At 63.7% G+C, this 15,005-nt stretch carries 10 protein-coding genes; 4 read left to right on the top strand and 6 right to left on the bottom strand.

Annotated elements, in window-relative coordinates:
* Positions 1-137: 137 nt before the first annotated feature.
* Positions 138-2,747 (top strand): bifunctional aconitate hydratase 2/2-methylisocitrate dehydratase, encoded by a 2,610-nt coding sequence (gene acnB / locus JV551A3_RS12080; protein WP_133971401.1) that lies wholly within the window; start codon positions 138-140, stop codon positions 2,745-2,747.
* A gap of 176 nt (positions 2,748-2,923) precedes the next feature.
* Here acnB and prpD read toward each other — a convergent pair whose 3' ends face one another.
* From prpD to JV551A3_RS12050, 6 genes are all read right to left on the bottom strand, one after another.
* Positions 2,924-4,408, bottom strand: a complete 1,485-nt coding sequence (prpD, locus tag JV551A3_RS12075; RefSeq protein ID WP_133971021.1) for a 2-methylcitrate dehydratase — start codon at positions 4,406-4,408, stop codon at positions 2,924-2,926.
* 154 nt (positions 4,409-4,562) lie between these two features.
* Positions 4,563-5,753, bottom strand: a complete 1,191-nt coding sequence (gene prpF, locus JV551A3_RS12070; RefSeq protein WP_133971020.1) for a 2-methylaconitate cis-trans isomerase PrpF — start codon at positions 5,751-5,753, stop codon at positions 4,563-4,565.
* A 132-nt stretch (positions 5,754-5,885) separates the two neighbouring features.
* On the bottom strand, positions 5,886-8,474 hold the full coding sequence (acnD, locus tag JV551A3_RS12065; RefSeq protein ID WP_133971019.1) for a Fe/S-dependent 2-methylisocitrate dehydratase AcnD: 2,589 nt from the start codon (positions 8,472-8,474) through the stop codon (positions 5,886-5,888).
* A 169-nt stretch (positions 8,475-8,643) separates the two neighbouring features.
* Entirely contained in the window at positions 8,644-9,771 is a 1,128-nt protein-coding gene (gene prpC, locus JV551A3_RS12060) for a bifunctional 2-methylcitrate synthase/citrate synthase (RefSeq protein WP_133971018.1), read from the bottom strand.
* A gap of 165 nt (positions 9,772-9,936) precedes the next feature.
* The gene (prpB, locus tag JV551A3_RS12055) at positions 9,937-10,827 is read right to left on the bottom strand and encodes a methylisocitrate lyase (RefSeq protein WP_112252326.1); all 891 of its coding nucleotides are present in this window, start codon (positions 10,825-10,827) and stop codon (positions 9,937-9,939) included.
* On the bottom strand, positions 10,824-11,540 hold the full coding sequence (locus JV551A3_RS12050; RefSeq protein ID WP_133971017.1) for a GntR family transcriptional regulator: 717 nt from the start codon (positions 11,538-11,540) through the stop codon (positions 10,824-10,826). The genes prpB and JV551A3_RS12050 overlap by 4 nt, the downstream gene beginning before the upstream one ends.
* Positions 11,541-11,869: 329 nt before the next feature.
* Between JV551A3_RS12050 and rloA the strand changes: the two genes are divergently transcribed.
* Genes rloA through JV551A3_RS12035 form a run of 3 tightly spaced genes read left to right on the top strand, consistent with a single transcriptional unit; the run spans position 11,870 to position 14,927 of the window.
* Positions 11,870-12,406, top strand: coding sequence for a retropepsin-like aspartic peptidase RloA (gene rloA, locus JV551A3_RS12045; protein ID WP_046615736.1), 537 nt, complete (start codon positions 11,870-11,872; stop codon positions 12,404-12,406).
* Positions 12,407-12,411: 5 nt separating this feature from the next.
* The gene (rloB, locus tag JV551A3_RS12040) at positions 12,412-13,947 is read left to right on the top strand and encodes an osmotic stress tolerance membrane protein RloB (protein ID WP_114169803.1); all 1,536 of its coding nucleotides are present in this window, start codon (positions 12,412-12,414) and stop codon (positions 13,945-13,947) included.
* Entirely contained in the window at positions 13,947-14,927 is a 981-nt protein-coding gene (locus tag JV551A3_RS12035; RefSeq protein ID WP_133971016.1) for an alpha-L-glutamate ligase-like protein, read from the top strand. The genes rloB and JV551A3_RS12035 overlap by 1 nt, the downstream gene beginning before the upstream one ends.
* The last annotated feature ends 78 nt before the right edge of the window (positions 14,928-15,005 follow it).

Here is a 15,005-nt window from a genome sequence, read left to right as displayed (position 1 = left end):
CTTTGAAAGCAGCTTCTGTAAGGATTCTTTGCGACTCTGGCTGGGCGGCCCACAAAGCCGTGGCAGCGCATGGGTGCATCGAATGCTGGATGAGCGTCCCGGACCCCCTTTAGGGACCACTGATGAGGGAAATAACTGTGCTTGAAGCCTACCGCAAACACATCGAAGAGCGTGCCGCCCTGGGCATCGTGCCCCAGCCGCTGAACGCCGAACAAACTGCAGGCCTGGTCGAGCTGCTGAAAAACCCGCCGGCCGGCGAAGAAGCCTTCCTCGTAGACCTGATCACCAACCGCGTACCGCCAGGGGTCGACGAAGCTGCCTACGTCAAGGCCGCTTTCCTCTCCGCCGTCGCCAAGGGCGAAGCCAAGTCGCCTCTGATCGACCGCAAGCACGCCACCGAACTGCTGGGCACCATGCAGGGCGGCTACAACATCGAAACGCTGGTCGCACTGCTGGATGACGCCGAACTGGGCGCCGTCGCGGCCGAACAGCTCAAGCACACCCTGCTGATGTTCGATGCCTTCCACGACGTGGCCGAAAAAGCCAAGGCCGGCAACGTTCACGCCAAGGCCGTGCTGGAATCCTGGGCTGCCGGCGAGTGGTTCACCTCGCGTCCGGCCATCGCCGACAAATACACCCTGACCGTGTTCAAGGTGCCTGGCGAAACCAACACCGACGACCTGTCCCCTGCCCCGGACGCCTGGTCGCGCCCTGACATCCCGCTGCACGCCCTGGCCATGCTGAAAATGGCCCGTGACGGTATCGAGCCGTCGCAGCCTGGTTCGGTCGGCCCGCTGGCCCAGATCGAAGCCGTCAAGGCCAAGGGCTTCCCGGTTGCCTACGTCGGTGACGTGGTCGGTACCGGTTCCTCGCGCAAATCCGCCACCAACTCGGTGCTGTGGTTCTTCGGCGACGACATCCCGTACGTACCGAACAAGCGCGCCGGTGGCTTCTGCTTCGGCACCAAGATCGCCCCGATCTTCTACAACACCATGGAAGACGCCGGCGCCCTGCCGATCGAATTCGACTGCACCAACCTGGCGATGGGCGACGTCATCGACGTTTACCCGTACAAAGGTGAAGTACGCCGTCACGGCAGCGACGAACTGGTTACCAGCTTCACCTTGAAGACCGAAGTTCTGCTGGATGAAGTCCGCGCTGGCGGCCGTATCCCGCTGATCGTCGGCCGTGGCCTGACCGAAAAAGCCCGCGCCGAGCTGGGCCAGGGCCCATCGGACCTGTTCAAGAAGCCAGAGCAGCCTGCCGACACCGGCAAAGGCTTCACCCTGGCGCAAAAAATGGTTGGTCGCGCTTGCGGCCTGCCTGAAGGCCAGGGCGTACGCCCAGGTGCCTACTGCGAGCCGAAGATGACCACTGTCGGTTCCCAGGACACCACTGGCCCGATGACCCGCGACGAGCTGAAGGACCTGGCGTGCCTGGGCTTCTCCGCTGACCTGGTAATGCAGTCGTTCTGCCACACCGCGGCGTATCCGAAGCCGATCGACGTCACCACCCACCACACCCTGCCAGACTTCATCCGCACCCGTGGCGGCGTGTCGCTGCGCCCGGGCGACGGCATCATCCACAGCTGGCTGAACCGCATGCTGATGCCTGACACCGTGGGCACCGGTGGCGACTCGCACACCCGCTTCCCGATCGGCATCTCGTTCCCGGCCGGTTCCGGCCTGGTAGCATTCGCCGCTGCCACCGGCGTCATGCCGCTGGACATGCCAGAGTCGATCCTGGTGCGCTTCAAGGGCAAACTGCAACCAGGCATCACCCTGCGTGACCTGGTCCACGCCATCCCTTACTACGCCATCAAGCAAGGCCTGCTGACCGTCGAGAAGAAGGGCAAGAAAAACGCCTTCTCCGGCCGCATCCTGGAAATCGAAGGCCTGGACGAACTGACTGTCGAGCAAGCCTTCGAGCTGTCCGACGCCTCGGCCGAGCGTTCCGCTGCCGGTTGCACCATCAAGCTGCCAGAGAAGGCCATCGCCGAGTACCTGCAGTCCAACATCACCCTGCTGCGCTGGATGATCGGCGAAGGCTACGGCGATGCCCGCACCCTGGAGCGCCGCGCCCAGGCCATGGAAGCCTGGCTGGCCAAGCCTGAGCTGCTGTCGGCCGACGCCGATGCCGAATACGCCGAAATCATCGAGATCGACCTGGCCGACGTCAAAGAGCCTGTGCTCTGCGCGCCGAACGACCCGGACGATGCCCGCCTGCTGTCTTCGGTACAGGGCGAGAAGATCGACGAAGTGTTCATCGGTTCGTGCATGACCAACATCGGCCACTTCCGCGCCGCCGGCAAGCTGCTGGACAAGGTCAAGGGCGGTATCCCGACCCGTCTGTGGCTGGCACCGCCAACCAAGATGGACGCTCACCAGCTGACCGAAGAAGGCTACTACGGCATCTACGGCAAGGCCGGCGCGCGCATGGAAATGCCAGGCTGCTCGCTGTGCATGGGTAACCAGGCACGTGTGCAGACCGGCTCGACCGTGGTCTCCACCTCGACCCGTAACTTCCCGAACCGTCTGGGCGACGCCACCAACGTGTACCTGGCATCGGCCGAACTGGCTGCTGTCGCTTCGATCATCGGCAAGCTGCCGACCGTCGAAGAGTACATGCAGTACGCGAAGGACATCGACAGCATGGCTGCCGACGTTTACCGCTACCTGAGCTTCGACCAGATCGCCGAGTTCCGCGAAGCCGCAGCCAACGCCAAGATCCCGGTGGTTCAGGCGTAAGCTGAGTTGTAGGATGTAACAGCAAGCCCCGGCAGAAATGCCGGGGCTTTCTTGTTTCAACCTGTACCGGCCTCTTCGCGGCTAAAGCCGCTCCCACAGGGACCCCACAGTTTTCGAGGGCTGCGCAGGACCTGGTGGGAGCGGGTTCACCCGCGAAGTGGCCAGCACAGGCAATCTCAGATCACGAACAGGTCGACGAACCTGTGCACCGCCATCCCCTCAAGCTTCTGCTGGTCCTTGCACACATCCACTATCTCCCTGCACCGCTGCCGCGCAAAGCGCGTCGCCAGGTTGTCCCTGAACTTCGCCTCCAGCAACGGTATGCCCTCCACTCGCCGCCGGCGATGCCCGATCGGGTACTCCACCACCACCTGCTCGGTACTGCTGCCATCCTTGAAGAACACCTGCAGCGCGTTGGCGATCGAGCGCTTGTCCGGCTCCAGGTACTCACGGCTGAAGCGCGGGTCTTCCACCACCTCCATCTTCTCGCGCAGGCGGTCGATGCTTGGGTGGTTGGCATGGAAGGCGTCTTCGTAATGCTCGGCCACCAGATGACCGAAAATCAGCGGTACCGCCACCATGTATTGCAGACAATGATCGCGGTCGGCGGCGTTGGCCAGCGCGCCGCTCTTGGAAATGATACGGATCGCCGACTCTTGGGTGGTGATGACGATACGGTCGACCTCATGCAGGCGGTTACGCACCAGTGGATGCAAGGTTATCGCCGCCTCGCAGGCGGTCTGGGCGTGGAACTCGGCAGGGAAACTGACCTTGAACAGCACGTTTTCCATCACGTAGCTACCCAGGGCTTGCGGCAGGCGCAGCTCTTGCTGCTCGGATGGCTTGAGCGCAAGGTCCTTGTTGGTGTGGCTGAACAACACATCGTAGAAGCCCCACTGTGGCGCAGTGAGCACGCCCGGCACGCCCATCTCGCCACGCAGGGCAATATCGGCCAGGCGCACGCCACGGCTGGAGGCATCACCGGCGGCCCACGATTTGCGCGAACCGGCGTTGGGCGCATGGCGGTAGGTACGCAGCGCCTGGCCATCGACAAAGGCATGGGACAAGGCGCTCAGCATTTGCTCACGGTTGGCCCCCATCAGCCTGGCGCACACCGCGGTGGAGGCCACCTTGACCAGTATCACGTGGTCGAGGCCAACGCGGTTGAAGGCGTTTTCCAGCGCCAGTACGCCCTGGATCTCATGAGCCATGACCATGGCTTCGAGCACATCGCGCATCAGCAGCGGTGCCTCGCCTGCGGCCACGCGCTTCTGCGACAGGTGATCGGCAACGGCCAGGATGCCGCCGAGGTTATCCGAAGGGTGGGCCCATTCGGCGGCCAGCCAGGTATCGTTGTAGTCCAGCCAGCGCACCGTGCAGCCGATGTCCCAGGCGGCCTTCACCGGGTCGAGGCGGTAGGCGGTGCCCGGGACGCGGGCGCCATTGGGCACCAGGGTGCCTTCCACTTGCGGGCCGAGCAGCTTGGTGCATTCGGGGAAGCGCAGGGCCAGCAAGCCGCAGCCGAGGGTATCCATCAGGCAGTTGCGCGCGGTATCCAGGGCTTCGGCGGAATCGACCCGGTACGTGAGGGCGTATTCGGCGAGGGTTTGCAGCACCCGGTCGTAGTCCGGGCGGGCGTTGAGGTCTACGTTGGCGCTCATATCCAGCTCCCTTCAGAATTGCCGGGGCTGCTTTGCAGCCCTTCGCGACACAAGGCCGCTCCTACAGGTACCGCGCAAACCGTGTAGGAGCGGGCAAGCCCGCGAAGGGGCGCAAAGCGGCCCCAACGAACTAAAGCCGAGCGCCAGTGGTGCGTTAGAAGCTATCGCCAGGCACGCGAACCCAGCCCTCCATCAGCACGCGAGCACTGCGGCTCATGATTGCCTTGGTCACTGTCCATTCACCATTCACCTGGCGCGCCTCGGCCCCGACCCGCAGGGTGCCCGAGGGGTGGCCGAAACGCACGGCGCTGCGCTCGCCCCCGCCTGCGGCGAGGTTGACCAGCGTGCCCGGAATGGCCGCCGCGGTACCAATGGCCACCGCGGCCGTACCCATCATTGCATGGTGCAGTTTGCCCATCGACAAGGCCCGAACCAGCAGGTCGATATCACCTGCCTGCACTGCTTTGCCACTGGACGCAGTGTAGGTGCTCGGCGGCGCGACGAAAGCCACTTTCGGCGTGTGCTGACGCCCGGCAGCCTGGTCGACGTTGTCGATCAGGCCCATGCGCACGGCGCCATAAGCGCGAATCGTCTCGAAGCGCAGCAGCGCCTGCGGATCGCCGTTGATGGCATCCTGCAGTTCGGTGCCGGTGTAGCCGATATCCGCCGCATTGACGAAGATGGTCGGGATGCCGGCATTGATCAAAGTCGCCTTGAACGTACCGACACCCGGCACCTCGAGGTCATCGACCAGGTTGCCGGTGGGGAACATCGCCCCGCCGTCGCCATCTTCATCCGCCGCCGGGTCGAGGAACTCCAGTTGCACCTCGGCGGCCGGGAAGGTCACCCCGTCCAGCTCGAAGTCGCCGGTTTCCTGCACTTCACCTTCGGTGATCGGCACATGGGCGATGATGGTCTTGCCGATGTTGGCCTGCCAGATGCGCACGGTGGCGATGCCGTTGCGCGGAATGCGCGCGGGGTCGACCAGGCCGCTACTGATGGCGAACGAACCAACCGCGGCGGAGAGGTTGCCGCAATTACCGCTCCAGTCAACGAAGGCCTTGTCGATGCTGACCTGGCCGAACAGGTAGTCGACATCGTGATCAGGCTTGATGCTTTGCGACAGGATCACGGTCTTGCTGGTGCTGGAGGTGGCGCCACCCATGCCGTCGATCTGCTTGCCATAAGGGTCGGGGCTGCCGATCACCCGCAGCAGCAGTGCGTCACGAGCCGGGCCAGGGACTTGCGCCCGCTCGGGCAGGTCTTGCAGGCGGAAGAACACGCCTTTGCTGGTGCCGCCACGGATGTAGGTGGCGGGGATTTTTATTTGCGGTACATGTGCCATGTTCAATTCCTGTCTTGCACAGCCCCTGTGGGAGCGGGTTCACCCGCGAAAGCGTCCGAACAGAAAACAATGTTGCATCTGCTGACGCATTCGCGGGTAAACCCGCTCCCACAGTGACCGCGCTGCTCTTGATTAGGCGCTCGCTTCGAGGAAGTCCTGGGCAAAGCGCTGCAGCACCCCACCAGCCTCGTAGATCGACACTTCCTCGGCGGTGTCCAGGCGGCAGGTCACCGGTACCTCCAGGCGCTCGCCGTTGGCGCGGGTAACCACCAGGGTCAGCGTCGCCCGTGGCGTACGCGCACCCAGTACGTCATAGGTCTCGCTGCCATCCAGGCCGAGGGTCTTGCGGTCAGTGCCCGGCTTGAACTCCAGCGGCAGTACGCCCATGCCCACCAGGTTGGTGCGGTGAATACGCTCGAAGCCTTCGGCGACGATCGCCTCGACACCGGCCAGGCGCACACCCTTGGCCGCCCAGTCGCGGGACGAGCCCTGGCCGTAGTCGGCGCCGGCGACGATGATCAGCGGCTGCTTGCGATCCATGTAGGTCTCGATCGCCTCCCACATGCGGGTCACCTTGCCTTCCGGCTCGATACGCGCCAGCGAGCCCTGCCTCACGCTGCCGTCTTCCTTGCGCACCATTTCGTTGAACAGCTTGGGGTTGGCGAAGGTGGCGCGCTGGGCGGTCAAGTGGTCGCCACGGTGGGTAGCGTAGGAGTTGAAGTCCTCCTCCGGCAGGCCCATCTTGGCCAGGTACTCGCCGGCAGCGCTGTCGAGCATGATGGCATTGGACGGTGACAGATGGTCGGTGGTGATGTTGTCCGGCAGCACTGCCAGCGGGCGCATGCCGCGCAGCGTACGTTCACCGGCCAAGGCGCCCTCCCAGTACGGCGGGCGGCGGATGTAGGTGCTCATCGGGCGCCAGTCGTACAACGGCGCCACCTTCGGCCCACGGTCTTCCTCAATGGCGAACATCGGGATGTACACCTTGCGGAACTGCTCCGGCTTGACCGCGGCGCGCACCACGGCGTCGATCTCTTCGTCGCTGGGCCAGATGTCCTTGAGGCGGATTTCCTTGCCATCGACCACGCCCAGCACATCCTTCTCGATATCGAAGCGGATGGTACCGGCGATGGCGTAGGCCACTACCAGTGGCGGCGAAGCGAGGAAGGCCTGCTTGGCATACGGGTGGATACGCCCGTCGAAGTTGCGGTTGCCCGACAGCACGGCAGTGGCATACAGGTCACGGTCGATGATCTCCTGCTGGATCACCGGGTCCAGGGCGCCGGACATACCGTTGCAGGTGGTGCAGGCGAAGGCGACGATGCCGAAGCCGAGCTGTTCCAGTTCTTTTTCCAGCCCCGCCTCTTCCAGGTACAGCTGCACGGCCTTGGAGCCAGGCGCCAGCGACGACTTGACCCACGGCTTGCGGGCCAGGCCCAGTTTGTTGGCATTGCGCGCCAGCAGGCCCGCGGCAATCACGTTGCGTGGGTTGCTGGTGTTGGTGCAGCTGGTGATGGCGGCAATGATCACTGCACCATCAGGCATCTGTCCCGGCACTTCTTCCCAGCTGCCGGCGATACCTTTGGCCGCCAGGTCGCTGGTGGCGACGCGGGCATGCGGGTTGGACGGGCCGGCCATGTTGCGCACCACGCTCGACAGATCGAAGCTCAGGGTGCGCTCGTAGACCGCGCCGCCCAGGCTGTCGGCCCACAGGCCGGTGGCCTTGGCATAGGTTTCAACCAGCTTGACCTGCTGCTCTTCGCGGCCGGTCAGGCGCAGGTAGTCGATGGTCTGCTGGTCGATGGCGAACATCGCCGCAGTGGCGCCATATTCCGGGGCCATGTTGGAGATGGTGGCGCGGTCGCCCAGGGTCAGGGCACGGGCACCTTCGCCGTGGAACTCCAGGTAGGCACCGACGACTTTCTGCTTGCGCAGGAATTCGGTCAGGGCCAGCACCAGGTCGGTGGCGGTGATGTTCGGTGCCAGCTTGCCGGTCAGCTCGACACCGACGATTTCCGGCAGGCGCATCCACGATGCACGGCCAAGCATCACGTTCTCGGCTTCCAGGCCACCCACGCCGATGGCGATCACGCCCAGGGCGTCGACATGCGGGGTGTGGCTGTCGGTGCCGACGCAGGTGTCCGGGTAGGCCACGCCACGATCGTTGTGAATCACCGGCGACATCTTCTCCAGGTTGATCTGGTGCATGATGCCGTTGCCCGGCTGGATCACGTCGACGTTCTTGAACGCCTTCTTGGTCCAGTTGATGAAGTGGAAGCGGTCTTCGTTGCGGCGGTCTTCGATGGCGCGGTTCTTTTCGAAGGCCTGCGGGTCGAAGCCGCCGCACTCGACGGCCAACGAGTGGTCGACGATCAGCTGCACCGGCACCACAGGGTTGACCTGGGCCGGGTCGCCGCCTTTGTCGGCGATGGCGTCACGCAGGCCGGCAAGGTCGACCAGAGCGGTCTGGCCGAGAATGTCGTGGCACACCACGCGGGCCGGGAACCACGGGAAGTCGAGGTCGCGCTTGCGCTCGATCAGCTGGCCCAGCGAGGCGTCGAGGGTAGCCGGATCGCAGCGGCGCACGAGGTTTTCGGCGAGTACCCGAGAGGTGTAAGGCAGGCCATCGTAGGCGCCGGGCTTGATGGCCTCGACCGCCGCGCGGGCATCGAAGTAGTCCAGGTCGGTGCCTGGCAGGTGCTTGCGGAATGCAGTGTTCATATCGTTATCAGGCTCGGTCACGGTATTCGGGGGCAGGTGCGGCTCAGGCCTCGGGGGCGCTACGCGCCCCTTTCGCGACACAAGGCCGCTCCCACAGGTACTGCGCCGTCCCTGTGGGAGCGGCCTTGTGTCGCGAAAGGGCTGCGCAGCAGCCCCAGCGATCTATGACTCAACGCTGTTCGATCGGCACGAACTGGCGCTGCTCGACGCCGACATACTCGGCGCTCGGGCGGATGATGCGGTTGTTGGCGCGCTGTTCGAAGACATGCGCCGCCCAGCCGGTCAGCCGCGAGCAGACGAAGATCGGGGTGAACAGCTTGGTCGGGATGCCCATGAAGTGATACGCCGAGGCATGGTAGAAGTCAGCGTTGGGGAACAGGCGCTTCTGCTCCCACATGGTCTTGTCGATGGCTTCGGAAACCGGGTACAGCACCTTGTCACCCACTTCGTCGGCGAGCTGCTTCGACCAGCCCTTGATCACCTCGTTGCGCGGGTCGGACTCTTTGTAGATGGCATGGCCAAAGCCCATGATCTTGTCCTTGCGTTCGAGCATGCGCAGCAGCTCGGCAGTGGCTTCCTGCGGGCTCTGGAAGCGCTCGATCAGTTCCATCGCCGCTTCGTTGGCACCGCCGTGCAGCGGGCCGCGCAGCGAACCGATGGCAGCGGTAACGCAGGAATACAGATCGGACAGGGTCGAGGCACAGACACGAGCGGTGAAGGTCGAGGCGTTGAACTCGTGCTCGGCGTAGAGGATCAGCGACACGTTCATGACCTTGACATGCAGCTCGCTCGGCTTCTTGCCGTGCAGCAGGTGCAGGAAGTGACCACCGAGGGTGTCTTCGTCGCTGGTACAGTCGATACGCACGCCGTCGTGGGTGAAGCGGTACCAGTAGCACATCACCGCCGGGAACAGCGCCAGCAGGCGGTCGGTCTTGTCGCGCTGCTGATCGAAGGTCAGTTCGGGCTCCAGGGTGCCCAACACCGAGCAACCGGTGCGCATCACGTCCATCGGGTGGGCGTCACGCGGGATGCGCTCGAGCACTTCCTTCAGGGCTTGCGGCAGGTCACGCAGGCCCTTGAGCTTGCGCTTGTAGTCGGCCAGATCGGCTTTGCTCGGCAGCTCGCCGTACAGCAGCAGGTAGGCGACTTCTTCGAACTCGGCACCGGCGGCAAGGTCACGCACATCGTAACCCCGGTAGGTCAGCCCGGCACCGGCCTGGCCCACGGTCGACAACGCGGTCTGGCCGGCCACCTGGCCGCGCAGGCCTGCGCCACTGAGTACTTTTGCTTCGGCCATGGTGTTTCTCCTTTCTTGAACTTGTTATGGAAATCTTGCTGGCTAATCGGGTTTTCCTGTGCCGTCCTCTTCGCGGGTAAACCCGCTCCCACAGGTATGTGGGATCCCTGTGGGAGCGGGTTTACCCGCGAAGAGGCCAGCCGCTCCAACGCAAATCTTTGACCTTCAGCCCTTCTTCTGGGCAAACAACGCATCGAGGCTCTGCTCGAAGGCGTGGTAACCAATGGCATCGTAGAGCTCCATGCGGGTCTGCATGGTGTCGATCACGTTTTTCTGCGTGCCGTCGCGGCGCAGCGCGGTGTACACGTTCTCGGCCGCCTTGTTCATGGCGCGGAACGCCGACAGCGGGTACAGCACCAGCGACACGTCGACCGAGGCCAGCTCTTCGGTGGTGTACAGCGGCGTGGCGCCGAACTCGGTGATGTTGGCCAGGATCGGTGCCTTCACCCGGTCGGCGAAGGTCTTGTACATCTGCAGTTCGGTGATGGCTTCCGGGAAGATCATGTCGGCACCGGCCTCGACGCAGGCAGCGGCGCGGTCCAGGGCGGCGTTCAGGCCCTCGACGGCCAGGGCGTCGGTACGTGCCATGATCACGAAGCTGTCATCGGTACGGGCGTCGACTGCGGCCTTGATGCGGTCGATCATTTCCTGCTGGCTGACGATTTCCTTGTTCGGGCGGTGGCCGCAGCGCTTGGCGCCAACCTGGTCCTCGATATGGATGGCGGCAGCGCCGAACTTGCTCATCGAGCGCACGGTACGGGCGACGTTGAAGGCAGAAGCACCGAACCCGGTGTCTACATCCACCAGCAGCGGCAGGTCGCACACGTCGGTGATGCGACGCACGTCGGTGAGTACATCGTCCAGGCCGCTGATACCCAGGTCCGGCAGGCCCAGCGAACCGGCGGCGACGCCGCCACCGGACAGGTAGATGGCCTTGAAGCCGGCGCGCTTGGCCAGCAGGGCATGGTTGGCGTTGATGGCGCCAACCACCTGCAGCGGATGTTCAGCGGCAACGGCGTCGCGGAAACGCTGACCGGGGGTGCTCTTCACAGTCATTTCTCACCTCGTGGGCTGTTGTTGTGGGCGTCCAGATAGTGACGCTCGATATTGCGCTTGGACGCGCCGATGTGGCGGCGCATCAGGAGTTCGGCCAGCTCGCCGTCTCGGTCGGCGATGGCATCGAGGATGCGGTGGTGTTCGGCAAAGGCCTGGCGCGGCCGGTTGGGCGTGGCCGAGAACTGGATGCGGTACATGCGCACCAGTTGGTACAGCTCGCCACACAGCATCTTGACCAAGGTCTGGTTACCGCTGCCCTGGATGATCCGGTAATGGAAGTCGTAGTCGCCTTCCTGCTGGTAATAGCCCAGGCCGGCCTGGAACGCGGCATCGCGCTCGTGGGTGTCGAGCACCCGGCGCAGTTCGTCGATGTCGGCCTGGCTCATGCGTTCGGCGGCCAGGCGGCAGGCCATGCCTTCCAGCGATTCGCGAATTTCGTACAGCTCGATCAGTTCGGCGTGATTGAGCGAAACCACCCGTGCCCCCACATGCGGCACGCGCACCAGCAGACGCTGGCCTTCGAGGCGGTGGATGGCCTCGCGCAGCGGCCCGCGGCTGATGCCGTAGGTGCGCGCCAGCTCCGGCTCGGAAATCTTGCTGCCGGGGGCGATATCGCCCTTGACGATGGCCGCCTGGATGCGCCGGAAGACGTTTTCGGACAAGGTTTCCGTTTCGTCTGCCAGCCCCGGGCTGGGGGCGGATAGGTCTTGCATATTGTCGACACCTTGCAAATCTCTTTGCCAGAAATTAGCTAATTCGACCGTTGCAGTCAAAGACAAAATGAATATTGTCGACAATCGTCTAAGAACGAACTAACGCCTGCCCGATGCTGTCTGAACGCGCACCGCTGGCGTCAAGGCGCCGGCGTGATAGAATGCCGCGCCTCCGTTGGAGTATGGATAGCCTGTCTGTCATCCATTCATGCTGTTGACAGATGAACGAGGAAGCTTGCGCAGTCGCTGCCAGTCGCCTTGCCCTGAACACGGCCCTGAACATGGCTTTGAAAACAGCCCCGAACCTTGCACTGCACCGCGCCAGGAATATGAGACTTACACCCGCATTATTGCTGCTCTGCCTCACCCTGCTGCCGGCCCTTGGCCAGGCCGCAGGCAAGACCGTGTACGGTCTCAACGAATATGCACGCCTGGGCGACCTGGACCTGGAAGTGGCCGCCAAGCTCGACACCGGCGCCAAGACCGCCTCGCTCAGCGCCCGCGACATCAAGCGTTTCAAGCGCAACGGCGAAAGCTGGGTGCGCTTCTACCTGGCCATCGACGCCGCCCATTCGCACCCTATCGAACGCCCGCTGGCACGCGTAAGCAAGATCAAGCGCCGGGCCGGCGACTATGATGCTGAGTCGGGCAAGGCCTACACCGCACGCCCGGTCATCGAACTTGAAATCTGCATGGGCCAGGCCGTGCGCACCATCGAAGTCAACCTCACCGACCGCAGCGCCTTCCAGTTCCCGCTGCTGATCGGCTCCGAGGCGCTCAAGCACTTCGACGCGCTGGTCGACCCAAGCCTTAAATACGCGGCCGGCAAACCTGCCTGTGCCACCGACGCTCCCAAAGCAGAGTAATCCCGATGCGCTCTCTTACCCTCCATCTGAAAGTCCTGATCACCGTGCTGGTGCTGTTGGGCGTGGCGGTCACGGCTTATCAGATCTTCGTACTCGGCATCCCGGTAACCGAGGATGAAACCGACGACCTGTGGAACATCGACGCCAAGGTCGAGTTCGTGGCCAGCACCAAGGACCCGGTCAAGGTGCAGATGTTCGTGCCACCGCTGAACCGCGACTACGTCAGCCTCAACGAGAGCTTCATCTCCAACAACTACGGGGTGAGCGTCAACCGTGCCGACGGCAACCGCAAGGTCACCTGGTCGGCCCGCCGCGCCAGCGGCAACCAGACCCTCTACTACCGCCTGGTGCTGACCAAGCGCTACAGCAACGAGAAGACCACGGTCAAAGGCCCGACCTTCCGTGACAGCCTGGCAGTGGAAGGCCCCGAGAAGATCGCCGCCGAGGCCCTGATGGCGCCGATCCGCCAGCATTCGGCCGACGTCGAGACCTTCGTCAGCGAGACCATCAAGCGGGTCAACAACCTCAACGACGACAACGTCAAGCTGCTGCTGGCCGGCGACACCACGGCCATGAAGAAAGCCCAGGTCATCGACCTGCTGCTGTCGATCGCCCACGTACCGATGGAGAAGGTGCACACCATCCGCCTGGTCGCCGACACCCCGCAAACCCCGGAACTGTGGCTGCGCAGCTTCAACGGCAGCGACTGGCTGTACTTCAACCCGGACACCGGCGAGCAGGGCCTGCCCAGCGATCGCCTGCTGTGGTGGACCGGTGACGACAACCTGATCACCGTCGATGGCGGCAAGAAGGCCAACGTTACCTTCAGCATGAACAACAGCGAGATGAACGCCATCCGCCTGGCCAAGCTGACCGACGAGAATACCGACGCCGACTTCCTCGAATATTCGCTGTACGGCCTGCCGCTGCAAACCCAGCAAACCTTCATGATCATGGTGATGATCCCGATCGGCGTGCTGGTGATCCTGGTGCTGCGCAACCTGATCGGCCTGCAGACCCTGGGTACCTTCACCCCGGTACTGATCGCCCTGGCCTTCCGCGAGACCCAGCTGGGCTTCGGCATCGTGCTGTTCACGGTCATCACCGCCCTGGGCCTGTCGCTGCGCTCGTACCTGGAACACCTGAAGCTGCAGATGCTGCCACGCCTGTCGGTGGTACTGACCTTCGTCGTGGTGCTGATTGCCGCCATCAGCCTGTTCAGCCACAAGCTGGGCCTGGAGCGCGGGCTGTCGGTAGCGCTGTTCCCGATGGTGATCCTGACCATGACCATCGAGCGCCTGTCCATTACCTGGGAAGAGCGTGGCGGCGGCCATGCCATGAAAGTGGCCATCGGCACCCTGTTCGCCGCTTCCCTGGCGCACCTGCTGATGATGGTGCCGGAGCTGGTGTACTTCGTGTTCACCTTCCCGGCCGTGCTGCTGATCCTGGTGGGCTTCATGCTGGCGATGGGTCGCTACCGCGGCTACCGCCTGACCGAGCTCGTGCGCTTCAAGGCATTCCTGAAGAAGGCTGACGCCTGATGTTTGGCCTGATCAAGACGTGGAAAGCCCTGGAGGCCCGGGGCATCATGGGTATCAACCGGCGCAACGCGGACTACGTGTTGAAGTACAACAAGCGCCACCTGTACCCGATCGTCGACGACAAGATCATCACCAAGGAGCGCGCCCTGGCGGCCGGTATCCATGTGCCGGAAATGTACGGCATCATCGAGACCGAGAAAGAGATCGACAAGCTCGACCAGATCATCGGCGGGCGCAGCGATTTCGTCATCAAGCCGGCGCAAGGCGCCGGCGGTGACGGCATCCTGGTGATCGCCGATCGCTTCGAGGACCGCTACCGCACGGTGTCGGGCAAGATCATCAGCCACGAGGAAATCGAGCACCAGATCTCGAGCATCCTCACCGGCCTGTACTCGCTGGGCGGCCATCGCGACCGTGCGCTGATCGAGTACCGGGTCACCCCCGACCAGATCTTCAAGAGCATCAGCTACGAAGGCGTGCCGGACATCCGCATCATCGTGCTGATGGGCTACCCGGTAATGGCCATGCTGCGCCTGCCGACCCGCCAGTCCGGCGGCAAGGCCAACCTGCACCAGGGCGCCATCGGCGTGGGTGTCGACCTGGCCACCGGCGTCACCCTGCGCGGCACCTGGCTGAACAACATCATCAGCAAGCACCCGGACACCACCAACGCGGTGGATGGCGTGCAACTGCCGAACTGGGACGGCTTCATGAAGCTGGCCGCCGGTTGCTACGAGCTGTGTGGCCTGGGCTACATCGGTGTCGACATGGTGCTGGACCAGGACAAGGGGCCGCTGATTCTCGAACTCAACGCCCGCCCCGGCCTGAACATCCAGATCGCCAACGACTGCGGCCTGACCCAGCGCACCCACGCCATCGAGGCGCACCTGGAGGCGCTGGCCAAGGATGGCATCAGCGAAAATGCCGAGCAGCGGGTTCGGGTATCGCAAGGGTTGTTCGGGCACGTGCATCCGCGTTGAAATCGCCAAGGGCTGCCCAGCAGCCCATTCGCAGCACAAGGCTGCTCCTACAGGATCACGCAATATCCTGTAGGAGCA

Source organism: Pseudomonas inefficax (assembly GCF_900277125.1).
Taxonomy (GTDB): domain Bacteria; phylum Pseudomonadota; class Gammaproteobacteria; order Pseudomonadales; family Pseudomonadaceae; genus Aquipseudomonas; species Aquipseudomonas inefficax.
Note: the sequence above shows the minus strand (reverse complement) of the source record. Positions and strands in the feature narration are given on the sequence as shown.